The following is a 22,559-nucleotide window of genomic DNA, read 5'->3' as shown; positions in this document are numbered from 1 at the left end:
GTCGGTCGAGATGCGCGGGTTACGACGAGCAGCTCACTTCGAGCGAGCCGGCCCAGTCGGGCGGCAGCGCCGCGTACGATTCGTGCTCCGGCTGTTCGTCGAACGGGCGGCGCAGCACCTGCGCGAGCCGCTCGACTTCGGAAAAATCCTTTTCCTTCGCGCGCCGGATCGCGACTTCGGCCAGATGGTTGCGCAGCACGTATTTCGGGTTCACGCGATTCATCGCGGCGGCGCGCGCGGCGTCGTCGCGCGTTTCGTCGGACAGTCGCGCGCGGTAGAGGTTCGCCCAGGCATCGAACGCGTCGCGATCGACGAACAGGTCGCGCACCGGCGCGTCGCGGCTCGCGTCGTGCTTCGACAATTGCGCGAGGCGGCGGAACGTCAGCGTGAAGTCCGCGTGGCTCGCATGCATCGTCTCGAGCAGCTGGTTCGCGAGCGCCGCATCGTTGTCGCGTTCGAGTTCGAGGCCGAGCTTCGCGCGCATCGCGCGTTCGAGCGCGGGGCCGAAGCGTTCCGGGAATTTCGCGAGCACGGCCTGCGCATCCTCGACCGCGCGTTCGGCGCGCGCATCGTCGTCGGCGATGCCGTGCTGCAGCCCGATCAGCGGCAGCAGCGCCTGCGCGAGGCAGTAGCAGTTCCAGTGCGCGATGCGCGGCTGCATCCGGTACGCGTAGCGGCCGCTCGTGTCCGAGTGGTTGCAGATGTGGTTCGCGTCGAATGCGTCGACGAAGCCGAACGGGCCGTAGTCGATCGTCAGGCCGAGGATCGACATGTTGTCGGTGTTCATCACGCCGTGGCAGAAGCCGACGGCCTGCCATTGCGCGACGAGGTCGGCCGTGCGCAGCGTCGCGGTTTCGAGCAGCGCGAGATACGGATCGTCGGCGTCGCGGCACTCGGGATAGAAGCGCTCGATCACGTGATCGGCGAGCTGGCGCAGCAGGTCGGGGCGATCGTTCGAGAAGAAGTGCTCGAAGTGACCGAAGCGCACGAAGCTCTCGGACACGCGCGTGACGACGGCCGACGTCTCGATTTCCTCGCGGATCACCGGCTGGTCGGAGCCGATCACCGTCAGCGCGCGCGTGGTCGGGATGCCGAGGTGATGCATCGCTTCCGAGCACAGGAATTCGCGGATCGACGAGCGCAGCACCGCGCGGCCGTCGCCCATGCGCGAGTACGGCGTGCGGCCGCCGCCCTTCAACTGCAGCTCGTAGCGGCGGCCGTCGACGCCGGCCAACTCGCCGACCGTCAGCGCGCGGCCGTCGCCGAGCTGGCCGGCCCACACGCCGAACTGGTGGCCCGAGTACACCGACGCGTACGGCAGCGCGTGAGCGGGCCAGTCGCGCGTCGGATTGCCGGCGAACAGCTCGGCGAAGCCGGGCTGCGCGGCGAGCGACGCGGGCAGGCCGAGCAGCCGTGCGACTTCGTCGGAAAAGCCGACCACGTACGGCGCGGGCAGCGGCGCGGCCGGCAGGCGCGTATGGAACGCGTCGCCGAGCCGGACGAACGCGCCGTCGGCGGGCGCGCCGAGCGTGGCGGCGAGGTCGGGGAGAGTGTCAGCCGGGTCGGCTGCGCTTCGGGAAAACGACATGTTGAGCGCCTCTGGGTAAGCCGATATTGTAAGGCGGCGCCGCGCCGCCCGCATGGCGGCTCGCGCGCGCTGCGCCACGCCCGTCCGGGCCGTCGACGGGCGCCGCCGGTTCGAGGCTGTGCACCGATTCGCGTCCTTCAGGGAGAACAAGACGATGGGTAAGCCGTTGCTGGGCCAGATGATGGATATGCCGCTGCTGGTGTCCTCGCTGATCGCGCATGCCGCGCGTCACGCAGGCGATACGGAGATCGTGTCGAGGCGCGTGGAAGGCGACCTGCATCGCTACACGTATCGCGATTGCGAACGCCGCGCGAAGCAGCTCGCCCAGGCGCTCGCGCGGCTCGGCGTCGAATCGGGCGACCGCGTCGGCACGCTGGCCTGGAACGGCTATCGCCATCTGGAAGCGTATTACGCGATCGGCGGGATGGGCGCCGTGTGCCACACGATCAATCCGCGGCTGTTTCCCGAGCAAATCGCGTTCATCGTCAATCACGCGGAAGACCGCTATGTGCTGTTCGACCTCAATTTCGCGCCGCTGGTCGACCTGATCGCGCCGCAGTGCCCACAGGTGAAGGGCTGGATCGCGATGACCGACGCCGCGCACCTGCCGTCCGGCGCGACGCCGACCCTGTGCTACGAGACGCTCGTCGACGCCGAGGACGGCCGCTACGACTGGCCGCGCCTCGACGAGCAGCAGGCGTCGGGGCTCTGCTATACGTCGGGCACGACCGGCAATCCGAAGGGCGTGCTGTACTCGCATCGCTCGACGGTGCTGCACGCTTACGGCGCCGCGCTGCCCGACGCGATGAACCTGTCCGCGATGGATGCGGTGCTGCCGGTCGTGCCGATGTTCCACGTCAACGCGTGGGGGCTGCCGTATGCGGTGCCGCTCACCGGCGGCAAGCTCGTGCTGCCCGGCAAGGATCTCGACGGGAAATCGCTGTACGAACTGATGGAGGCCGAACGCGTGACGTTCTCCGCGGGCGTGCCGACCGTGTGGCTCGGGCTGCTGAACTACATGCGCGAGGCCGGCGTGCGCTTCTCGACGCTGAACCGCACGGTGATCGGCGGCTCCGCGTGCCCGCCCGCGATGCTGCGCACGTTCGAGGACGAATACGGCGTGCGCGTGATCCATGCGTGGGGAATGACCGAGCTGTCGCCCCTCGGCACGCTCGCGAAGCTCAACTGGGCGCAGTCGCAGCGTCCGCTCGACGCGCAGCGCCGGCTGCTCGAGAAACAGGGGCGCGTGATCTGCGGCGTCGACATGCGGATCGTCGGCGAGGACGGGCACGAGCTGCCGTGGGACGGCGTCGCGTTCGGCGAACTGCAGGTGCGCGGGCCGTGGGTGATCGACCACTACTTCCGCAGCGACGAATCGCCGCTCGCGGACGGCTGGTTCCCGACCGGCGACGTCGCGACGATCGATCCCGACGGCTTCCTGCAGATCACCGACCGCAGCAAGGACGTGATCAAGTCGGGCGGCGAATGGATCAGCTCGATCGATATCGAGAACGTCGCGATCGCGCATCCGGGCGTCGCCGAGGCCGCCTGCATCGCGTGCGCGCACCCGAAATGGACCGAACGCCCGCTGCTCGTCGTGGTGCCGCGCGACGGCGCGAACCTGAGCCGCGACGCGTTGCTCGCGTTCTACGAAGGCAAGGTCGCGAAATGGTGGATTCCGGACGACGTCGTGTTCGTCGAATCGCTGCCGCACACCGCGACCGGCAAGCTGCAGAAGCTGAAGCTGCGCGAGACCTTCCGCGACTACGTGCTGCCGACCGCGGTCTGCGAGTCGTAGCGCCGGTTTCCGCTGCGCGCGGTCGCCCGATCCGGCCCCCGGATCGGGAAAAAATCAAATTGAACGACCGTGCTTTTTCGTTGTATGCTGCCTCCGTTCGATCCGGACATGCGGCCGTTCGACCGCGCACAATGAAGCGCAGCCACCCCGGCGCGCGATGCATGGAGGCAGGCAGATGGCAGTGGATTACTCGACTCGCGACGGCGTGGCCGTCATCACGCTCAACAATCCGCCCGTCAACGGGCTCGGCCTGTCGACCCGGCTCGGCGTCATGGACGCGCTCGAGCGCGCCGCGCAGGATCCGTCGGTCACGGCGATCGTGCTGACGGGCGCGGGCCGCGCGTTCTCGGGCGGCGCCGACATCACCGAATTCAATACGCCGAAGGCGCTGCAGGAGCCGACGCTGCATACCGTGATCCGCGCGGTGGAAGCCAGCGCGAAGCCGGTCGTCGCGGCGCTGCACAGCGTCGTGATGGGCGGCGGCCTCGAACTCGCGCTCGGCGCGCACTATCGCGTCGCGGCGCCCGGCGCGCAGGTCGCGCTGCCCGAGGTGAAGCTCGGGCTGCTGCCGGGGGCGGGCGGCACGCAGCGCCTGCCGCGCGCGGTCGGGCTCGAAACGGCCCTGAACATGATCGTGTCGGGCGCGCCGGTGCAATCGGAGCAGCTCGCGAAAAGCGGGCTGTTCGACGAGATGGCCGACGGCGACCTGCTCGACGCGGCCGTCGCGTTCGCGCGCAAGGTCGGTGCGCAGCCGGGGCCGCATCCGCGCGTGCGCGACCGCAAGATCGTGCACGAGAACGCCGCGGGCTTCATCCAGTTCGCGCGCAATTCCGCGAAGGCCGCCGCGCCGAATTTCCCCGCGCCGCACAAGTGCATCGACGCGATCGAGGCGGGCGTGCTGCACGGCTTCGACAAGGGCAGCATCGCGGAGCGCGACGGCTTCGTCGCGCTGATGATGACGCCGGAAAGCCGCGCGCTGCGGCACGCGTTCTTCGGCGAGCGCGCGGCGAGCAAGATTCCCGACGTGCCGGCCGATACGCCGCTGCGCGAGATCCGCCGCATCGCGGTGATCGGCGCGGGCACGATGGGCGGCGGGATCGCGATGAACTTCGTCAACGCGGGGCTGCCCGTCACGCTGCTCGAAACGAAGCAGGACGCGCTCGACCGCGGGCTGGCGACGATCCGCAAGAACTACGACGCGCAGGTGAAGAAGGGCAAGCTCACGCAGGAGAAGCTCGATGCGCGCATGGCGCTGATCGCGCCGACGCTGTCCTACGACGACCTGAAGGACGCGGACCTGATCATCGAGGCCGTGTTCGAGGAGCTCGGCGTGAAGGAACAGGTGTTCCGCAAGCTCGACGAAGTTGCGAAGCCCGGCGCGATCCTCGCGTCGAACACGTCGACGCTCGACGTCGACAAGATCGCCGCGTTCACGAAGCGTCCGCAGGACGTGGTCGGCATGCATTTCTTCAGCCCGGCGAACGTGATGAAGCTGCTCGAGGTCGTGCGCGGCGCGCAGACCGCGAAGGACGTGCTCGCGACGGTGATGGCGGTCGCGAAGAAGATCCGCAAGACGGCGGTCGTGTCCGGCGTGTGCGACGGCTTCATCGGCAACCGGATGATCGAGCAGTACATCCGCCAGGCGCTGTTCATGCTGGAGGAAGGCGCGCTGCCCGCGCAGGTCGATCGCGCGATCGAGAAGTTCGGCTTCGCGATGGGCCCGTTCCGGATGAGCGACCTCGCGGGCAACGACATCGGCTGGGCGATCCGCAAGCGCCGCTATGTCGAGAAGCCCGATCTCCATTATTCGAAGATCGCCGACCGGCTGTGCGAGCAGGGCCGCTTCGGCCAGAAGACGGGCGCCGGCTGGTACGACTACGTGCCGGGCGATCGCAAGGCCAGGCCCTCGGCGCTGGTGGACGAAATGGTCGTCGCGTATTCGAAGGAGCGCGGCATCGAGCGGCGCAGGATCGGCGACGACGAAATCGTCGAGCGGCTCGTGTTCGCGCTCGTCAACGAAGGCGCGAAGATCCTCGAGGAGAAGATCGCGTCGAAGGCGTCCGACATCGACATGGTCTATCTGACCGGCTATGGCTTCCCGCTGTGGCGCGGCGGCCCGATGCTGTACGCGGACACGGTCGGCCTGTACAACGTCGAGCGCGCGATTCGCCGCTATGCGGCTGCGCGGAACGGCGACGCGTGGCAGCTCGCGCCGTCGATCGCCGAGCTCGCGAAGGCCGGGCGCGGGTTCAACGGCTGACGCCGGGCCGCGCGATCGCGCGACCGGCCTTGCAAGGAGACACGCAATGAAACGCACCGACGACGTGCTGCTCGTGATCGACGTGCAGTACGACTTCATGCCGGGCGGCGCGCTCGCGGTGGCGGACGGCGACGCGGTCGTGCCCGTGATCAACGCGCTCGCGCAGCGCTTCGACCGGGTCGTGGTGACGCAGGACTGGCATCCGCGCGACCACGTGTCGTTCGCCGCGAACCATCCGGGGCGCGAGCCGTTCTCGACGCTCGCACTGCCGTACGGCGAACAGGTGCTGTGGCCCGTGCACTGCGTGCAGGACACCGACGGCGCGGCGCTGCATCGCGACCTCGACATCCCGCATGCGCAGCTCGTGATCCGCAAGGGCTGCGACGCGCAGGTCGACAGCTATTCCGCGTTCGTCGAAGCCGACCGCACGACGCGCACCGGGCTCGCCGGCTATCTGCGCGAGATCGGCGCGAAGCGCGTGTGGTGCTGCGGGCTCGCGACCGACTATTGCGTCGCATGGTCGGCGCTCGACGCGCGCGCGGCGGGCTTCGAAGCCGCGGTAATCAACGATGCGTGCCGGGCGATCGACCTCAACGGGTCGCTCGCGCACGCATGGCAGCAGATGCAGGCGGCGGGCGTCGCGCATGTGACGTCCGCGGGCGCGCGCCCGACGGCGTAGCGCATTCCCGTTCGATTCAGGACATGAAGCAGGACCGAAGGAGACTCGCATGACCGAAGCCGTAATCGTTTCGACCGCACGCACGCCGCTCGCGAAATCGTGGCGCGGCGCATTCAACATGACGCATGGCGCGACGCTCGGCGGCCACGTGGTCGCGGCCGCGCTCGAACGCGCGAAGCTCGATCCGGCCCGCGCCGAGGACGTGATCATGGGCTGCGCGAATCCCGAAGGCGCGACCGGCGCCAACATCGCGCGGCAGATCGCGCTGCGCGCGGGGCTGCCGGTGACCGTGCCGGGAATGACGGTGAACCGTTTCTGTTCGTCGGGGTTGCAGACGATCGCGCTGGCCGCGCAGCGGATCGTCGCGGGCGAGGGCGACGTGTATGTCGCCGGCGGCGTCGAATCGATCTCGTGCGTGCAGAACGAGATGAACCGGCACATGGTGCACGAAGGCTGGCTGCTCGAACACAAGCCCGAGATCTACTGGAACATGCTGCAGACCGCCGAGAACGTCGCGAAGCGCTACGGCATCTCGAAGGAGCGGCAGGACGAGTATGGCGTGAGTTCGCAACTGAAGGCCGCGGCTGCACAGGAGGCCGGGCTGTTCCGCGACGAGATCGTGCCGATTACCGTGCGCGCCGGCATCGCCGACAAGGCGACCGGCCGCCTGTTTACGAAGGAAGTGACGGTATCGGCCGACGAGGGCATCCGGCCCGACACGACGCTCGAAGGCGTGTCGAAGATCCGTTCGGCCGTGCCGGGCGGCGTGATCACCGCGGGCAACGCGAGCCAGTTCTCCGACGGCGCCGCCGCGTGCGTGGTGATGAACGCGGATCTCGCGCAGCGCGAAGGGCTGCAGCCGCTCGGCGTGTTCCGCGGCTTCGCGGTGGCCGGCTGCGAACCGGACGAGATGGGGATCGGCCCGGTGTTCGCGGTGCCGAAGCTGCTGAAGCGGGCCGGCCTGAAAGTCGACGACATCGGTCTGTGGGAGCTGAACGAAGCGTTCGCGGTGCAGGTGCTGTACTGCCGCGACACGCTGGGGATTCCTGAGGATCGCCTGAACGTGAACGGCGGCGCGATTGCGGTCGGCCATCCCTACGGCGTGTCGGGCGCGCGCCTGACCGGCCACGCGCTGATCGAAGGCAAGCGGCGCGGCGTCAAATACGCGGTCGTCACGATGTGCATCGGCGGCGGGCAGGGCGCGGCCGGGCTGTTCGAAATCGTCTGATATTTGCCGGGCGGCGGCCGCGGCTTCGGGTCGGCGAAGCCTGCGGCCGCGATGCGCATGCGAACGACCGATGGGGCTGTCATTCGAGACGGTCGGTAGGCAATCGGCGTCCATTCGGCCATGCCGTTTCCCCTGACTTGTCAAACGAGTTGCCGCACCTATACTTGCTCTGACGTTTGCCTTTCGGCGGGACGGCCGGCGCGCATCGCGCCGGCGCGCGCGATGCGTATCCGCTCGCCGGCACCGGCGACGCGTCGCGCGTCCCGGCACCGGAACCACGCAGCAGATCGATCGGGGACCGAATTGAGCACGACTTATGCAGCCGGGGAACCGCCGCGCGTCGTCAGCGCAGCCGCGCGGCTTTACGCAAAATGCCTGCTGGTCGGATTCGCGCTGCTGCCGGCCTATCTGATCGCCTATCTGTGGTTCTTCGGCGACCCGCGCCTGACTTTCGAGAGTCACGCCTTCCATGAAATCGCGATCGCGGCCGCGACGCTCGAGGGCGCGTTCGTCACGTACGTGACGTGGATCTGCTACCGGTCGTCCGGCGAGCCGCTGCTGCGCTGGCTGACGCTCGGCTTTCTCGGCTTCGCGATGATCTATGCGCTGCACGGCATGTTCACCGGGATGGCGCATCACAACATCTGGCTGTTCCTGCTGTACGGGCCCGCGTCGCGGCTCGTGATGTCGATCCTGCTGCTGATCGGGTTGATGTCGTATTCGCGGCCGTCGGATCGTGTCGAGAAACGCACGAGTGCCCGCACGTGGCTGCCGTGGATCGTGTTCTTCGCGCTCGTCGATGTCGCGGTCGCGTACCTCGCGTATTCGCCGGTGGCGGGCGCGCTGGGCACGCGGCTGTCGATGGAGGGCGGCGCGCTGGTGTTCTCGCTGCTGAACGTCGGCGTGCTGCTCGCGCGCCGGATCCGTTCGCCGCTGATGGTGATCTACGGCGTGTCGATCATGGCGTTCGCGCTGTCGTCGCTCGCGTTCATTCTCGGCAAGCCGTGGAATCACATGTGGTGGCTCGCGCATGCGATCTTCGCGGGCGGCTTCTTCCTGCTCAGCTATGGCGTCGTGCAGGCGCTGCAGACGACGCGCTCGTTCTCCGCGATCTACAGCCAGGAAGACCTGATGAGCCGGCTGTCGGAATCGATGGCGCGCACCGAGAGCGCGCTGCATGAACTGCGCCGCACGAACCAGAAGCTCGAATACATGGCCGCGACCGACCCGATGACGGGCGCATCGAACCGGCGTCAGTTCATCGCACAGGTCGAGCGCGAGATCGTGCGCGCGGAACGCGACGGCACGCCGTTCTGCCTGCTCGCGCTCGATCTCGACAACTTCAAGAACATCAACGATGCGTACGGGCATCAGATCGGCGACGAGGTGTTGCGCGGCGTCGTGCGCCAGTGCCTCGACGCGATCCGGCCCGCGGGCGGGCTCGCGCGGGTCGGCGGCGAGGAGTTCATGGCGCTGTTGCCGGAGATGCCGCTCGAAGGCGCGCGGATGACGGCCGAACGGGTGCGTTCGTCGATCGCGAGTTCGCCGTTCGGGCTCGATTTCAAGCGCGTGCAGGTGACGGTCAGCGTCGGCGTTGCGCAGTATGGCGTCGACGGGAGTACGGTCGATGCGTTGCTGCGGGCGGTCGACGAGCGGCTGTATCAGGCGAAGCGGGAGGGGCGGAATCGGGTGGTGGCGCGGTGAGGAACCGGTCGGGAAACCGTGACGAGCCGGGAGCGAATCGTTCGCGCGAGTTCGCTTGACAGGCAACGCGCCACGGTTTGCGGGGGGCAAGCGCGGCGGACGGTATCATGTCGCCCGAGAGAGGCTTCACGGAGCGACAGCGTGGCGAGAGCCGGTTTGACAAGAAGAAAAGTACGGGTATCGGTTCGGAACGGCGCGAATCGCTGGCTGATCGGCGGTGCACTGCTTTTGTCGTCTGCCGCGATGGCGGCGACCGACACGAATGAGCCGCCGGACAAGGCGCGGCTGATCCGCGAGATCACGACGCCGTCGCCGCCGAAGGCGGTGTGGTGGCACATCAGCGAGGTCGTCCAGTGGACGTTTGGCAAGGTGCATGACGACACCATCGCGATCCTCCAGGATTACTTCCGGTCGCTGCCGGCACCGAGCGAAACCGAACTCGCCGAGTTTCGCCGCCACATCGCAGCGGAATGGGTGCCCGTCAAGGGCGGCACGTTCCTGATGGGCGATTTCGGTCCGGAGAAATCCGCCGACAAGCTGCCGTATTCGGCCAACGAAGGCGCGGCGCCGGCGCACGACGTGACGCTCGACGGTTATTCGATCCTCAAGCATCGCGTCACGTACGCGGAGTACGACATCTACACGCGCGCCAATCGCTTGCCGCCGATCCTTACCGACTCCGGTTTCAAATTCCAGTTTCGATTCCCCGATTTTCCAGCCGGCGACGTGACGTGGCAGCAGGCCCGCGATTTCTGCACGTGGCTTGGCAAGGAGCTGAACGCACCGGTGGATCTGCCGACCGAGGCGCAGTGGGAGTACGCGGCGCGGTCGCGCGGGGAGTTCCGGGTCATTCCGAGCAGCGCGATTCCGATCGTCGACGGCAAGTACGGCCTGTCGGACCTCGACGACACCATCGTGCGCATGGGGCAGGACAAGAGCCCGATGCCGTCGGTCAGCCGTCCGGTCGGCACCTATGGCGACAACGGCATCGGCATGTCGGACGTGTTCGGCTACGGGCGCGAGTGGACGCACGACTGGTTCGACAAGGACTATTACAGCCACAGCCCGAAAGCGAATCCGCGCGGGCCTGCGACGGGCACGTTGCGCAGTGTGCGCAACGGAACGGACAGCCGCGTGCGGCTCGTGATCGATCGTCGCGGCGAGCAGCCGGACAAGAGGGGCGTCGACCTGGGCTTTCGTTGCGCGTTGAACCAGGCCGGGCCTGCGGGGCAGTAATGCCGAAGCATGCGGCCGAGGCGGAACGCGCTGCCACGCGCCGGCGCGTGAACGTGTTCCTGCTGATCGGCGTCGTTTCCACCGGGATCGGCACGCTGTTTGCGCGGGACGGGCCGTCCTCGTCGTCCGGGCAGGCCCAGGTTGCCGAGGCCGATGCCGGGCGTCGAGCTGCGGCCGGGCCCGAACCGCGGGTCGAAGAGATGGGCATCTGGGCCGGGCTCGCGGTCGCGCTCGGCTTCGGCGGGTATGCCGCGCTGGACGCACTGCGCGACCTGATGCGTCATCGCAAGTGAGCGGCGACAACGCGTGACGCCGTGACACCACCGCGCGCCGACACTGGCCGCCTATCGCGCGAGCAGCGGCGGAAGCGCCGCCAGTACCGCATCGATCGCCACTCGCAGCTTGTAGGGCAGAAACCGCGTCGCGGGCCACACCACATGCATCGGCGTGCCGGCCGATGCCATGTGGTCCAGCACGCGCACCAGCGCGCCCGTACGCAGCGCATCGCGCACCAGCCATTCGGGGACGTGCACCAGCCCCGCACCGCGCATCGCGGCTGCAATCAGGCTGTCGATGTCGTCGAAGCCGAGCCGATAGGGCAGCGCGGGCTGCACGACGCGACCATCCGGCTCCGTCAACGTCCACGGATTTGCGCGGCCGCCGTGCAGATAGACGATGCAGCGGTGCGAGGCGAGATCGGCCGTGCCGCGCGGCGCGGCATGTGTGCGCAGGTATGCCGGCGACGCGCATACGACCATCGCCTGCATGCCGAGCGGGCGCGCGATCAGCGTATCGCTGTCGGGCAGCGCGCCGCTGCGGATGGCGAGATCGACGCCTTCGTCCGCGAAGTCGATCACGCGATCGGTGAAATGTCCTTCGACCTGCAGCCGCGGATGCCTGTCGGCGAGATCGAGCAGCAGCGGCGTCACATGGTGGCGCCCGAACACGACGGGCGCGCTGACACGCAGCCGCCCGGCCGCTTCGCGACGACCGGCTTCCAGCATGTGTTGCGCGGCGTCGAGTTCCTCCAGCGCCTGCGCGCACCGTTCGTAGAACGCGTGGCCGTCGTCGGTCAAGGCGAGCCGGCGCGTGGTGCGCACGAACAGCCGCGTGCCGAGCCGCGCCTCGAGCCGGCCGATCGCCTTGCCGACCGCCGAGCGCGTCTGTCCGAGCCGCGCGGCCGCCTGCGCGAAGCTGCCGGCGTCGACCGCCGCGACGAATGCGCTGATGCCGGCCAGCCGGTCGTGCGAGATTGGTTCCATTTTGTCTACTTTGGGTCGAGAAAACCGCGCCACATGATGAATCGAGGAATCATTATCCTGCCGATTCCCCTGTGCTCGTTATCGGAGTCGCCATGTCGTCCCTCATGCAGCGCTGGCAATCGCCGGCTTTCGGTCGTCAACATCTGCAACTCGCGAGCGCGCCCGTGCCGGCGCCGGGCCCGCGCGACGTGCTGGTCCGCGTCGACGCGGTCGCGCTCAACTACCGCGACCTGCTGATCCTGCGCGACGGCATGGGGATGGCGGTGCCGTTTCCGCTGGTGCCGGGCTCGGACATGCGCGGCGAAGTCGTCGCGACCGGCGCGGACGTCGGCGGCTTTGCGCCCGGCGACGCGGTGATCAGCACCTTCTTCACCGGCTGGCAGGACGGGCTGCAGCCGCGCGGCAGCGTGCCGCTCGGCGTGCCGGGGCCCGGCATGCTGTCCGAATACGTGGTGCTCGGCGAAGATTCGCTGGTGGCTGCGCCGCGCACGCTCGACGCCGCGCAGGCGAGCACGCTGACCTGCGCGGGGCTGACCGCCTGGTATGCGCTCGCGGAAGCGTCGAAGACGCGGCCCGGCGATACGGTGGTGGTGATCGGCACGGGCGGCGTCGCGTTGTTCGCGGTGCAGATCGCGTATGCGCAGGGCGCGCGCGTGATCGTCGTGTCGGGCAGCGACGCGAAGCTCGAGCGCGCGAAACGGCTCGGCGCGAACGACGGGATCAACCGCACCCGCACGCCCGACTGGGCGGCCGAGGTGCGCGCGCTTACCGGCGGACGCGGCGCCGATCACGTGCTCGAACTCGCGGGCGCGGACAATTTCGGGCGCTCGCTGGCGTCGCTGGTGCAGGGCGGCCGCGTGTCGGTGATCGGTAATCTCGGCGGCGATGCGCTGACGACCTCCGTGTATCCGCTGCTGACGGGGCGCGCGACCGTGCAGGGGATCGGCGTCGCGCACCGGCGCGCGCTCGAGGATCTGGTGCGCGCGGTGGACTGGCTGAAGCTGACGCCGGTGATCGAACGCGAATATGCGTTCAGTGAGTTGCCGGCCGCGCTCGATCATCTCGAGCGCGGCGCGTTCGGCAAGGTGGTGGTGCGGGTGCGCTGAGCGGCGTCACGCCGGTGCGACGCGGGCGCGCTATCGCGCCGCAAGCGCGCTGCCGGCTGTCATGCCGTCGTCCCGAATGCCTTGCGACGCCTGCCACCAGTACTTGCCGGTACGCAGTTGCGGATCGCGGATCGCGAGATACGTGGTGCTCCACAGTTGCGCGGCGTTGGCTTCGGTCGCGTCCGCGCTGCGCGTGCCGAATGCGTCGGTCTGGTATCGGCCGTTGGCGTACGACCAGGTCCACATCTCGGACGTGCGCATGTCGCGTCCGTTCGAGATCACCTGCCAGATCGTCTGCCGCGCCTGCGTGAGCAGCGCGCGCGTCGCGTCGGACAGGTCCTGGCGTCCCAGCTGGCGGTCGAGCCCGGCCACCCACATCGCCTGCTGCCACGACCAGATCACCGTGCCGTGATACGCGGAGCTCGTGAACTTCGGCCACAGCGTCTGGCTCGCATACGCGGGGTTCGCGATCAGCATCCCGACGTCGGTCACGAGCCCGGTCGGGAACGGCCGCGTGACGTCGGCGACGATGCGCTGAAGCTGGTCGTCGGGCGGCGTGCCGAACAGCAGCGCGAAGCCGCCGTCGGAATTCATCACCGGGATCGGCTGGCCCTGCTGGTCGAGCGACAGCGCGTAGAAGCTCAGCGGTGCGCCGGGCGCCGTGCCGGCCGGCACGCCGGCGGTCGGCGCATAGGCCGAGACGTCGGCCGCCGCCTGTGCGGCCGGCACGCTGACCTGGAACAACGGCGGCGCCTGCTGTTCCCAGACTGCGGCCTCGTTCGCCGTGTCGGCGAGCGCGGCGCGCTGCGCGGCATCCAGATACGGATCGAGCAGGCCGTGCGCGAGGAACGCGTTCGCCGCGCGCAGCGCGGCCGGCACCAGCACCGCATTCACGTCGTACGGGTAGACGCCGCCGCCGAGCCCGTCGGTGCTGTCGCGCCAGTTGCCGACGATCTCGCCGGGCCGCAGATGGATCAGGTTCGCGACCGACGGCTGCTGCGCGAACGGTTTCGCGGTGCTCGCGACATGCAGCAGGTTCACGACGAGGCGGCTGCCGTTGGTCTGCCCGTCGCTGCCGCGCTGCGCGAGATATGCGGCGGCGCGCGCCTGGCCGCGCGGGTCGTCGATCAGCCACGCTGCGGCGATCGGCGCGAGCAGGTAGTCGCCGTCGATCATCTTGTAGTCGTAGGTCGGCGACGGATCGTTCGGCCGCCCGTTCTTCCGGTTGTCGATCAGCGCGAATTCGCCGATGCCTTCCTCGTGCGCGACCTTGCCGTCGTCCGACAGGCGGCCCAGCACCGACGACAGGCCGGCCTCGATCGCCGCGGGTTCGAGCACGGGCAGCAGCATGCGCACCGAGATCAGCGTGTCGCGGCCGAAGTAGGTGTCGTACTGCCACGAGCCGGCCAGCAGCTTGTCGTGGAAGCTCAGGAATTCGAGCACGTTCTGGCTGACCGGATCGGGGTTCACCGACGGCGCGAGCAGGTCGGCGCGCGTGATCGGCGACAGCGGCGTTTCGCCCGACAGCGCGTCGACGTGCAGCTTCAGCGTATGCGCGCCGGCCGGCGCGCGCAGCACGAGCTTGCCGCCCGCGGCCGGCGCGATGCTGCCGCCGTCGCGCAGCGTGATGCGCAGCGCATAGCCGGGCGCGCCGTCGATGCGGTCGCGCTGCCATTGCGCGGTGCTGCCCTGCAGTGTCGGCACGGTGACGATGTCCGGCGGAATCGTCGCGCCGCCGTTGAAGTCGCGCAGGAAGCGCACGCTGCTGAGCAGGCTCTGGCGGATCGTCAGCGTGTCGGTGTCCACCGACACGTCGGCGCCGATGCCGTACAGCGGCCGGCCGTGCGTGTCGGGCGCCGACAGCGCGGAGGGCGGCGTGTCGAGGCTCCAGTTCACCGGCTGGGCGGTGTCGTCGAACCACAGTCCCGTGCCGCTGTTGCCGGCGGGGAACACGACGAGCAGGCGCGGCTTCGTCGACGAGCGCACCAGCAGGTGGGCGGCGACCTTGTCCTGGCGGTAGAACGCGTTGATCTGGCCGCCGGTGTCCATGCGGAACGACAGCGCGGCCTGGTTCGACGGCGGGTTGGACGGTGCGATGTCGTCGTCGTTGCAGGCCGCGAGCAGGCCGGCGCAGACGATTCCCGCACACAGTGATTTCGCAAGGCGATGCATGTCACGTCCCTCCTGATGACTGGCGATTTTTATGAGAATTCTCGAATGAGCGGAGGCTCGGTCTGCTTGTTCCGGTGTCGCGGCATTCGGATGAATTCGGAATTAATCCGGACGTCATGCGGGGCGAATTCGACGGGAAATAACCGGCGAGCGATTAAATTGCCGAAATTTAAAACAAAAGGAAATGCCGCCCCGATGAGGCATCAAAGACTGCTCTGCAGGCATCCCGGCGCAGTGCCGGCGAGCGGGCGGCATGGAAAATGAAACGTAAGCCGCCGTAGGGGATTCTAAAGTTCTGATAAAGTCGAAGTCAATAATCGATTGAATAGGTTTGCGATAATTTAGTTAAATCGACTTGTAATTATTTCTGGATTGATCGGTAAAAGATGCAAAATTGTCCGGGGGGAGTGGCTTTAATCGACGGGTTTGAAAACAATCGAGGCGCGTATTGTCGATTGATGTCGAACCGGAATCGAATCGTTGTGGTCGGATTGTCGTCGTCTTCTCGATGAGGATTCGACTAAAAACACCAGGCATGGGATTTTGCGAGCAATTGTCGTTCCTCTTGTCCGAGCGGCTGGCGATTCCCGTTCTCGATTCGCGCGGTCGTGCCATCGGGCGTCGGCAACTTTGGTAGGCTGGAGCCTGCTTTCGTCAATCAGGAGAATGCGCTGTGCTGCACGTGTCCGACGATTCGGTACTCGTATTGGTCGATTTTCAGACGCGGCTGATGCCGGTGATTCACGAAGGGCCGTCCGTCGTCGCACAGGCCGTTCGACTGGCCCGGATTGCGCAGCTGGTCGGGGTGCCGGTCGTCGGTACCGAGCAGAGCCCGCTCCAGCTCGGCAGGAACGTGCCGGACATCAAGGATCTGTGCTCGGACACCGTCGTCAAGGACCATTTCGACGCGTGTGCGGACGGTCTGGTCGATGCGTTGCCGGCCGCGCGCAACACGGTCGTCGTCGCCGGCTGCGAGGCGCACGTGTGCGTATTGCAGACTGCGTTCGGCCTGTTGCGCAGCGGCCGCAAGGTCACGGTGGTCAGCGATGCCGTCGGGTCGCGCCGGACCTTCGACCGCGACGCGGGGATCGCCCGGCTCGGGGCCGCCGGCGTGCAGATCGCGACGGTCGAGATGCTCGGATTCGAATGGCTGGAGTCCAGCCGGCATCCGCGTTTTCGCGATGTGCTGGGCCTGATCAAGTGAATCGCGGCGGCGGTGTGCTGCCGCGCGCGTGAATCTCCGGGATATCGTCGTGGAGCCGGCAAGTTTGGTACGCTTGCCGCCGACGTTCGCAAACGGCGCGGAGAAAAATGCGGGCATCGTCGCCGCAGCTGTGGAATGATGTCCGTTTCGATTCCTGCTTGCCGAGCGCGTCTGCGTTTGCTGTGTGCGCGAGCGAACGGCGGGGCGGCGGAACATGCATGACCGGCAGCGGTTTCAGCCGGAACGACGAATCAACACGAACTGGAGCACACGAAGTGATCAGACATATCGTCATGTGGAAACTGAAGGAGTCGGCAGAAGGCGCGACGCGCGCCCAGAACGCACTCCGCCTGAAGGAAAAGCTCGAAGGCTGCCGCGACATCGTGCCGGGCATCCTGCAGCTCGACGTCGGCATCGCGACGCCGGGCCTCGAAGCGACCTGCGACGTCGTGCTCGTGTCCGATTTCACGGACCAGGCCGCGCTCGACGCGTACCAGGTGCACCCGGTTCACCAGGAAGTGAAGAAGTTCGTCGTGGCCGTGGTCGAAGGGCGCCAGTGCCTCGACTATCTCGTCGACAGCGCACGATGAGCGACGCGGCATCCGGGACGGACATCCCGTCGATCGAAAGCCCGTTCGTCGACCTGCTCGGCGTGCGGCTCGTATCCGCGAAGGACGGCGCGAGCGAGATCGCGCTGTCGCTCGACCAGCGGCACATGAACACGTGGAGCATCGCGCACGGCGGCGTGACGATGACGCTGTCGGACATCGCGCTCGCGATGGCCGCGCGCAGCCTGACCGACGACGGCGTCGGCGTTGTCACGGTCGAGATGAAGGTGAACTTCATGCAGCCGGGGCGCGGCGAACTGCGCGCATACGGCCGCGTGATGCACCGCTCGACGACGATGGCCTATTGCGAGGGCGAGGTGCGCGACAGCGACGGCAACTTCGTCGCGAAGGCGCTCGGCACGTTCAAGTACATGCGGCGCATCGCAGTCGGCCGCGACATCAAGCGGCAGCGCACGCGCACCGCGCCGGACGCACAGCCCGGCCCGAGCGACGCGTAGGCGCGCGCATCCACGGCCCCGTCTCGATCCGAGCGGGGCCGTTTCCACCGTGGCATCATGTTGCGCTTGTCCTTTCACGGCGTCGCGCAGGCGCCGTTTTGATCGATGCCGCTGAATCCGAAGATCGCCCAGGTGCTCGACATGGTCGAGCGCGCGAAACGCCCGTCCTATCATCATCAGACGCCGCAGCAGGCCCGCGCCGCGTACGAACGGAGCGCGCCGATCCTCGACGTACCGCCCGCGCCGATGCATTCGGTCGAGGCATGCGTCGTGCCGACGCGCGACGGCAGCTCGATCGGTGCGCGCCTGTACGTCCCGGTCGAACCGAGCCTCGCCGAACCGCTGCCGGCGCTGGTGTACTACCACGGCGGCGGCTTCACGGTCGGCAGCATCGACACGCACGACGCGCTGTGCCGGATGTTCGCGCGCGACGCGCAGTGCGCGGTGCTGTCGGTCGGCTACCGGCTCGCGCCCGAGCACCGGTTCCCGACCGCGGTCAACGATGCCGACGATGCATTGCGCTGGCTGCACCGCGAAGCGGCCGCGTTCGGCATCGACGCGGCGCGGCTCGCGGTCGGCGGCGACAGCGCGGGCGGCACGCTCGCGACGGTGTGCGCGGTGCTCGCGCGCGACGCGGGCATCGATCTTGCGCTGCAGATGCTGATCTATCCGGGCGTGACGGGCTACCAGGACACCGAATCGCATGCGCGGCTCGCGAACGGCTACCTGCTGTCGCAGGACACGATCCAGTGGTTTTTCTCGCAATACGTGCGCGATCCGGCGGACCGCGACGACTGGCGCTTCGCGCCGCTCGACGGCACGCGCGGCGCGCCGTCGTTCGCGGGCGTCGCGCCCGCGTGGATCGCGACGGCCGAGTACGATCCGCTGAGCGACGAGGGCGCCGCCTACGCGGACAAACTGCGCGCGGCCGGCAATGCGGTCACGCTGGTCCGCTATCCGGGCATGATTCACGAATTCTTCAAGATGGGCGGCTACGTGCCCGAAGTGCGGGCCGCGCATGCCGATGCGGTGGCGGCGCTGAAGGCCGCGTTCGACGACGACGCGTGACGGCGGGCGGCCGCGGTGCCGCGTGGAGGCAGCGATGACGGACGGCATGGTGGAAACGGGCGACTGGGCGACGCTGGGCGGCGATGCCGCGCGCATCCGCGACGCGGTGTTCGTGCGCGAGCAGCGCATTCCGCCCGAATGGGAACTTGACGACGACGATCTGCTGGCGTTCCACGCGGTTGCTTACCGGATCGATGCGGCGACCGGCGCGCGCCGCGCAGTCGCGACGGGCCGGCTGCTGCCGTCGGGGACGATCGGCCGCGTCGCGGTGCTGGCCGATGCGCGCGGGCAGGGCGTCGGGTCGGCGGTGCTGAGTGCGCTGCTGGACGCCGCGCGGCGTCGCGGCGAGCCGCTCGTGCGGCTCTATGCGCAGGAATCGGCCGTGCCGTTCTATCTGCGGCACGGCTTCGCGGCGGCCGGCGCGCCGTTCGTCGAAGCGGGCGTGCGGCACGTCGAGATGACGCGCGCGCCGTGACGCCATGAGCGGGCGCCGCGCGTGTCAGCGCGGCGCGGTCGCGTCGATGTCGAACGTGAACGCGCGCTCGAACGTGCCGGGGCGCACGGTGCGGTGCGAGCCGTCGTCGTCGCAGCGCTCCTTGATTTCGACCGTCAGCCGCACGCCTTCCTTCATCGTGACGCGCAGCGCGGTCGTGCCGCGCGTGCCGTATTCGGGCGTCTCGATGAACGCGGCCGACAGCGCGCGTTCGCGCTCGATCGGAATGCCGGTGTGCGGCAGCGCATCGTCGTCGGCGACGTGCGGGTCGCGCATCAGCGCGATCAGGTCGTCGAGCGGCGGCAGCGGATTGTCGGTCAGCAGCGTGCCGAGTTCCGCGCGCTTGCGCACCACCTTCGGCCAGGGCGTGTCGAGCCGCGCATTCGACAGCGCATGCACGCCGGCCGGGACCGCGACGGGTGCGGCCGTGCCGCTTTCGCCTTCGGCCGCACGGTTGCAGAACCACGCAAGCTCGCGCCGCTTCCAGTCGCCGACGAGCAGGTTGAAGCCGTTGTACACGGCCGCGTGCTCGGCGAGCTGTGCGAGGTAGTCGAGCGGCGCGACGGACGGGCCGCCGAGGAAATCGGACACGAGCTTGCCGCGGGTCGGCGCACCCGCGCGGATGTCGAACGGCGCGCGATAATTGGTCAGCGCCGCGAAGCGGCCGTCGCGCGATACGCCGAGCCAGGTGCCGCCCGCTTCGAGGTCGCGGCCGGCCAGTACGCCCGGCACGTCCTCCCACCACGAAAGCGGCGCGCTCGTGCGGCGAAAGAACTCGTCGCGATTGGCGGTCAGCGTAAAGACGGGACCGGCGGCGGCATCGGGCTGCCAGTCGAAGGCAATCAGACACATCGGGCGAATCTCTCGCAGGAAACGTCGGACGGCGGCCGCTCGCGGGCCGTCGCCCGAACAGGTTGTCAGTGCGTCAGGCTTCGGTCGGCCATGCGTACGGCAGCGCGTCGAACGCGAGCGCCGGGCCGTCGGCCGAGCCGACGTGCACGCTGCCGCTGTCGAGCGCGGCCAGCTTGATCTCGACGAGCGCATCGACGCCGCCGGCGGGCGCGGCCGCCGCATTGACGATCATCCCGCACGGCTGGCCCGGGTCGTCGCTGTGGAACAGCTCGACGCCGGCATGTACGGCATCGGTGTCGCCCGCGACGTGCGCGAGCGCGGTGCGACGCTTGATCGTGCCGCGGTACTGGCTGCGCGCGACCACTTCCTGGCCCGGGTAGCAGCCCTTGCGGAAGTTGACGGCGCCGATCACGTCGAAGTTGACCATCTGCGGCACGAACTGCTCGACGGCCGGCTGCGTGATGCGCGGTTCGCCCGCGCGCACGTCGAGCCAGTCCCAGACGGCCGGCGATACGACCGGCAGCTTGCCGGCGAGCGCGGCCATGCGCGCATCGACTGCGTCGCGCGGGCCGATCCACAGATAGCGCTTGCGGCCGGCGGCGTCCGGCACGCGGATCAGCGCGCCGGCGGGGCCGTCGACCTTCACGTGCACGCCATCCGGCAGCGCGTCGAAAATGCCCGACAATGCGTCGCGCACGTCGCCCGCGAAACCGACCACCGCGAGCGCGTCGCTCGCGTCCGTCAGTTTCGCCTTGGCGCGCAGCACGAACATCGACAGCCGCTTCTGCACGGCGGCCTGCACGTCCTTCGACACCAGCAGGCGCACGCCGTGGCCGGCGCGCCATGCGAGGAACGACGCGAGCAGGCGGCCCTTCGGCGAGCAGTAGCCGCTCAGGCGCGCGCTCGCGGCGTCGAGATGCTCGATGTCGTTGGTCAGCTGGCTGTGCAGGAACGTCGCGGCATCGTCGCCGGCCACGTCGATCACGCCGAACTGCGCAAGCGGCATGCAGGCGCCCGGCGCATCGAAATCGGCGGCGGACGGACGGGGGAAAACGGGGAGCGAGGCGGATGCGGCGGCCTGGGCAGCCGGTGAAGCGAACGGTGTGCTCATGGAATGAGGGAACAGTCAACCCTGACTTTGACGAAGGCGAGCAAGTATTATATGGGTCTTACCTGAGTCACGTTCCATGTCCCTACTGAAGAAATGCGCCGCGACGGTCGCGGTGCTGGCCGTCGTTGTGGCCGCTGCCGGCGCGGGCGGCGCGTATTACTGGGCGACCCGGCCGCTGCTGCTCGGCGCCGCGTCGCTCGACGTCACGATCAAGCCGCGCAGCAGCGTCAAGAGCGTCGCGCTGCAACTGAAGCGCGGCGGCGTGCCGGTCGAGCCGTTCGGCTTCGTCGCGATGACGCGCCTGCTCGGGCTGTCGAGCCGGCTCAAGTCCGGCAACTACGAGTTCAAGACCGGCATCACGCCTTACGACGTGCTGCAGAAGATCGCGCGCGGCGACGTCAACGAATACGTCGCGACGGTGATCGAAGGCTGGACCTTCAAGCGGATGCGCGCGGAACTCGACGCGAATCCCGATCTTGTGCATACGACGGCCGGCATGAGCGACGCCGAACTGCTGCGCGCGATCGGCGCGTCGGACAGCGCGATCCAGCGCGGCAGCGGCGAGGGGCTGTTCTTTCCCGATACCTACCTGTTCGACAAGGGCACCAGCGACCTGAACATCTACCGGCGCGCGTACCGCCTGATGCAGACGCGCCTCGACGAAGCCTGGGCCGCGCGCGCGCCGGGGCTGCCGTACAAGACGCCTTACGAAGCGCTGACGATCGCGTCGATCGTCGAGAAGGAAACCGGCCATGCAGCCGATCGCTCGTTCGTCGCGGCGGTGTTCGCGAACCGGCTGCGCATCGGCATGCCGCTGCAGACCGACCCGTCGGTGATCTACGGGCTCGGCGACGCCTACGACGGCCGCCTGCGCAAGCGCGACCTGCAGGCCGACACTCCTTACAATACCTACACGCGACGCGGGCTGCCGCCGACGCCGATTGCGCTGCCGGGCGTCGCGTCGCTGCAGGCCGCGATCAATCCGGCCCCGACCAGCGCGCTCTATTTCGTCGCGAAGGGCGACGGCACGAGCGTGTTCTCCGATACGCTCGGCGATCACAACAAGGCCGTGGACAAGTACATACGAGGGCAATAATGGCGAGCGGTAAATTCATCACGTTCGAGGGCATCGACGGGGCGGGGAAGACCACCCACCTGCAATGGTTCTGCGAACGCCTGCAGAACAAGCTGGCGTCGGCCGGCAAGCAGGTCGTCGTTACCCGCGAGCCGGGCGGCACGCAGCTCGGCGAGAAGCTGCGCGAGATCCTGCTGAATCAGCCGATGGACCTCGAGACCGAAGCGCTGCTGATGTTCGCTGCGCGCCGCGAGCATCTCGCGCTGGTGATCGAGCCCGCGCTCGCACGCGGCGACTGGGTCGTGTCCGACCGCTTCACCGACGCGACCTTCGCGTACCAGGGCGGCGGCCGCGGGCTGCCGCGCGACAAGCTCGAGGCGCTCGAGCGCTGGGTGCAGGGCGGCTTCCAGCCGGACCTGACGGTGCTGTTCGACGTTGCGCCGCAGGTCGCGAGCGAGCGCCGCGGCGCCGCGCGCATGCCCGACAAGTTCGAGAGCGAATCGGACGCGTTCTTCACGCGCACGCGCGGCGAGTACCTGCGACGCGCGGAAGAGGCGCCGCACCGCTTCGCGATCGTCGATGCGACGCAGTCGATTCCCGAGATCCGCCAGCAGCTCGAACGCGTGCTCGCCGCGCTGTAACCCGCAAGGAACGCAT

General features: G+C 68.5%; 20 protein-coding genes. 15 read left to right on the top strand and 5 right to left on the bottom strand.

Annotated elements, in window-relative coordinates; all coding sequences use genetic code 11:
- Window positions 1–19: 19 nt before the first annotated feature.
- A complete protein-coding gene (locus tag BST28156_RS02500; RefSeq protein WP_174901390.1) occupies window positions 20–1,588 on the bottom strand; it encodes a protein adenylyltransferase SelO in 1,569 nt (522 codons plus the stop codon).
- Between the two features lie 154 nt (window positions 1,589–1,742).
- On the opposite strand from BST28156_RS02500, the gene BST28156_RS02495 reads away from it, so the two are divergent.
- From BST28156_RS02495 to BST28156_RS02465, 7 genes are all read left to right on the top strand, one after another.
- Window positions 1,743–3,386 carry a 3-(methylthio)propionyl-CoA ligase gene (locus BST28156_RS02495; protein ID WP_060239572.1) on the top strand — a complete coding sequence of 548 codons (1,644 nt, stop codon included), beginning with the start codon at window positions 1,743–1,745 and terminating at the stop codon, window positions 3,384–3,386.
- A 175-nt stretch (window positions 3,387–3,561) separates the two neighbouring features.
- A complete protein-coding gene (locus BST28156_RS02490) occupies window positions 3,562–5,646 on the top strand; it encodes a 3-hydroxyacyl-CoA dehydrogenase NAD-binding domain-containing protein (protein WP_174901389.1) in 2,085 nt (694 codons plus the stop codon).
- 46 nt (window positions 5,647–5,692) lie between these two features.
- Window positions 5,693–6,325, top strand: coding sequence for a bifunctional nicotinamidase/pyrazinamidase (gene pncA, locus BST28156_RS02485; RefSeq protein ID WP_060239565.1), 633 nt, complete (start codon window positions 5,693–5,695; stop codon window positions 6,323–6,325).
- 49 nt (window positions 6,326–6,374) lie between these two features.
- A complete protein-coding gene (locus tag BST28156_RS02480; RefSeq protein WP_174901388.1) occupies window positions 6,375–7,553 on the top strand; it encodes an acetyl-CoA C-acyltransferase in 1,179 nt (392 codons plus the stop codon).
- Between the two features lie 303 nt (window positions 7,554–7,856).
- The gene (locus tag BST28156_RS02475) at window positions 7,857–9,257 is read left to right on the top strand and encodes a GGDEF domain-containing protein (RefSeq protein WP_174901387.1); all 1,401 of its coding nucleotides are present in this window, start codon (window positions 7,857–7,859) and stop codon (window positions 9,255–9,257) included.
- Window positions 9,258–9,275: 18 nt separating this feature from the next.
- On the top strand, window positions 9,276–10,493 hold the full coding sequence (locus tag BST28156_RS02470) for a formylglycine-generating enzyme family protein (RefSeq protein WP_174901386.1): 1,218 nt from the start codon (window positions 9,276–9,278) through the stop codon (window positions 10,491–10,493).
- The gene (locus tag BST28156_RS02465; RefSeq protein WP_174901385.1) at window positions 10,493–10,786 is read left to right on the top strand and encodes a hypothetical protein; all 294 of its coding nucleotides are present in this window, start codon (window positions 10,493–10,495) and stop codon (window positions 10,784–10,786) included. Before BST28156_RS02470 ends, BST28156_RS02465 begins: the two co-directional genes overlap by 1 nt.
- A 51-nt stretch (window positions 10,787–10,837) precedes the next feature.
- Here BST28156_RS02465 and BST28156_RS02460 read toward each other — a convergent pair whose 3' ends face one another.
- Window positions 10,838–11,755: a LysR family transcriptional regulator gene (locus BST28156_RS02460; protein ID WP_174901384.1), complete on the bottom strand. Its 918-nt coding sequence runs from the start codon at window positions 11,753–11,755 to the stop codon at window positions 10,838–10,840.
- A 92-nt stretch (window positions 11,756–11,847) separates the two neighbouring features.
- Between BST28156_RS02460 and BST28156_RS02455 the strand changes: the two genes are divergently transcribed.
- Window positions 11,848–12,861, top strand: coding sequence for a zinc-dependent alcohol dehydrogenase family protein (locus BST28156_RS02455; protein WP_174901383.1), 1,014 nt, complete (start codon window positions 11,848–11,850; stop codon window positions 12,859–12,861).
- A gap of 30 nt (window positions 12,862–12,891) precedes the next feature.
- On the opposite strand, the gene BST28156_RS02450 is transcribed toward BST28156_RS02455, so the two are convergent.
- On the bottom strand, window positions 12,892–15,033 hold the full coding sequence (locus BST28156_RS02450) for a glucosidase family protein (RefSeq protein ID WP_174901382.1): 2,142 nt from the start codon (window positions 15,031–15,033) through the stop codon (window positions 12,892–12,894).
- A gap of 673 nt (window positions 15,034–15,706) precedes the next feature.
- Here BST28156_RS02450 and BST28156_RS02445 point away from each other — a divergent pair.
- From BST28156_RS02445 to BST28156_RS02425, 5 genes are all read left to right on the top strand, one after another.
- Window positions 15,707–16,237 carry an isochorismatase family protein gene (locus tag BST28156_RS02445; RefSeq protein WP_174901381.1) on the top strand — a complete coding sequence of 177 codons (531 nt, stop codon included), beginning with the start codon at window positions 15,707–15,709 and terminating at the stop codon, window positions 16,235–16,237.
- Between the two features lie 275 nt (window positions 16,238–16,512).
- The gene (locus BST28156_RS02440) at window positions 16,513–16,827 is read left to right on the top strand and encodes a Dabb family protein (protein ID WP_060239530.1); all 315 of its coding nucleotides are present in this window, start codon (window positions 16,513–16,515) and stop codon (window positions 16,825–16,827) included.
- Window positions 16,824–17,303, top strand: coding sequence for a PaaI family thioesterase (locus BST28156_RS02435; protein WP_009695813.1), 480 nt, complete (start codon window positions 16,824–16,826; stop codon window positions 17,301–17,303). The genes BST28156_RS02440 and BST28156_RS02435 overlap by 4 nt, the downstream gene beginning before the upstream one ends.
- Window positions 17,304–17,408: 105 nt before the next feature.
- A complete protein-coding gene (locus BST28156_RS02430; RefSeq protein ID WP_060239663.1) occupies window positions 17,409–18,371 on the top strand; it encodes an alpha/beta hydrolase in 963 nt (320 codons plus the stop codon).
- Between the two features lie 34 nt (window positions 18,372–18,405).
- On the top strand, window positions 18,406–18,846 hold the full coding sequence (locus BST28156_RS02425; protein WP_060239527.1) for a GNAT family N-acetyltransferase: 441 nt from the start codon (window positions 18,406–18,408) through the stop codon (window positions 18,844–18,846).
- 24 nt (window positions 18,847–18,870) lie between these two features.
- Here the strand turns inward: BST28156_RS02425 and BST28156_RS02420 are convergent, their stop codons facing one another.
- Both BST28156_RS02420 and ygfZ read right to left on the bottom strand, forming a co-directional pair.
- Window positions 18,871–19,716: an NRDE family protein gene (locus BST28156_RS02420; protein WP_060239524.1), complete on the bottom strand. Its 846-nt coding sequence runs from the start codon at window positions 19,714–19,716 to the stop codon at window positions 18,871–18,873.
- A gap of 73 nt (window positions 19,717–19,789) precedes the next feature.
- Complete coding sequence (gene ygfZ / locus BST28156_RS02415; RefSeq protein WP_174901380.1) at window positions 19,790–20,827, bottom strand: CAF17-like 4Fe-4S cluster assembly/insertion protein YgfZ; 1,038 nt, start codon at window positions 20,825–20,827, stop codon at window positions 19,790–19,792.
- A gap of 76 nt (window positions 20,828–20,903) precedes the next feature.
- Between ygfZ and mltG the strand changes: the two genes are divergently transcribed.
- Both mltG and tmk read left to right on the top strand, forming a co-directional pair.
- Entirely contained in the window at window positions 20,904–21,923 is a 1,020-nt protein-coding gene (mltG, locus tag BST28156_RS02410) for an endolytic transglycosylase MltG (RefSeq protein WP_060239519.1), read from the top strand.
- Window positions 21,923–22,543, top strand: coding sequence for a dTMP kinase (gene tmk / locus BST28156_RS02405; protein WP_060239517.1), 621 nt, complete (start codon window positions 21,923–21,925; stop codon window positions 22,541–22,543). The genes mltG and tmk overlap by 1 nt, the downstream gene beginning before the upstream one ends.
- Window positions 22,544–22,559: the final 16 nt, after the last annotated feature.

This window comes from Burkholderia pseudomultivorans (genome assembly GCF_902499075.1).
GTDB classification, from domain to species: Bacteria; Pseudomonadota; Gammaproteobacteria; order Burkholderiales; family Burkholderiaceae; genus Burkholderia; species Burkholderia pseudomultivorans.
This window is presented reverse-complemented; position numbering and strand designations above follow the sequence as displayed.

What these genes read in the sequence shown, in the direction of transcription:
- BST28156_RS02500 (WP_174901390.1), bottom strand. Translation starts at nt 1,588, where the DNA reads ATGTCGTTTTCCCGAAGCGCAGCCGACCCGGCTGACACTCTCCCCGAC.
- BST28156_RS02495 (WP_060239572.1), top strand. Translation starts at nt 1,743, where the DNA reads ATGGGTAAGCCGTTGCTGGGCCAGATGATGGATATGCCGCTGCTGGTG.
- BST28156_RS02490 (WP_174901389.1), top strand. Translation starts at nt 3,562, where the DNA reads ATGGCAGTGGATTACTCGACTCGCGACGGCGTGGCCGTCATCACGCTC.
- pncA (WP_060239565.1), top strand. Translation starts at nt 5,693, where the DNA reads ATGAAACGCACCGACGACGTGCTGCTCGTGATCGACGTGCAGTACGAC.
- BST28156_RS02480 (WP_174901388.1), top strand. Translation starts at nt 6,375, where the DNA reads ATGACCGAAGCCGTAATCGTTTCGACCGCACGCACGCCGCTCGCGAAA.
- BST28156_RS02465 (WP_174901385.1), top strand. Translation starts at nt 10,493, where the DNA reads ATGCCGAAGCATGCGGCCGAGGCGGAACGCGCTGCCACGCGCCGGCGC.
- BST28156_RS02460 (WP_174901384.1), bottom strand. Translation starts at nt 11,755, where the DNA reads ATGGAACCAATCTCGCACGACCGGCTGGCCGGCATCAGCGCATTCGTC.
- BST28156_RS02455 (WP_174901383.1), top strand. Translation starts at nt 11,848, where the DNA reads ATGTCGTCCCTCATGCAGCGCTGGCAATCGCCGGCTTTCGGTCGTCAA.
- BST28156_RS02450 (WP_174901382.1), bottom strand. Translation starts at nt 15,033, where the DNA reads ATGCATCGCCTTGCGAAATCACTGTGTGCGGGAATCGTCTGCGCCGGC.
- BST28156_RS02435 (WP_009695813.1), top strand. Translation starts at nt 16,824, where the DNA reads ATGAGCGACGCGGCATCCGGGACGGACATCCCGTCGATCGAAAGCCCG.
- BST28156_RS02430 (WP_060239663.1), top strand. Translation starts at nt 17,409, where the DNA reads ATGCCGCTGAATCCGAAGATCGCCCAGGTGCTCGACATGGTCGAGCGC.
- BST28156_RS02425 (WP_060239527.1), top strand. Translation starts at nt 18,406, where the DNA reads ATGACGGACGGCATGGTGGAAACGGGCGACTGGGCGACGCTGGGCGGC.
- BST28156_RS02420 (WP_060239524.1), bottom strand. Translation starts at nt 19,716, where the DNA reads ATGTGTCTGATTGCCTTCGACTGGCAGCCCGATGCCGCCGCCGGTCCC.
- ygfZ (WP_174901380.1), bottom strand. Translation starts at nt 20,827, where the DNA reads ATGAGCACACCGTTCGCTTCACCGGCTGCCCAGGCCGCCGCATCCGCC.
- mltG (WP_060239519.1), top strand. Translation starts at nt 20,904, where the DNA reads ATGTCCCTACTGAAGAAATGCGCCGCGACGGTCGCGGTGCTGGCCGTC.
- tmk (WP_060239517.1), top strand. Translation starts at nt 21,923, where the DNA reads ATGGCGAGCGGTAAATTCATCACGTTCGAGGGCATCGACGGGGCGGGG.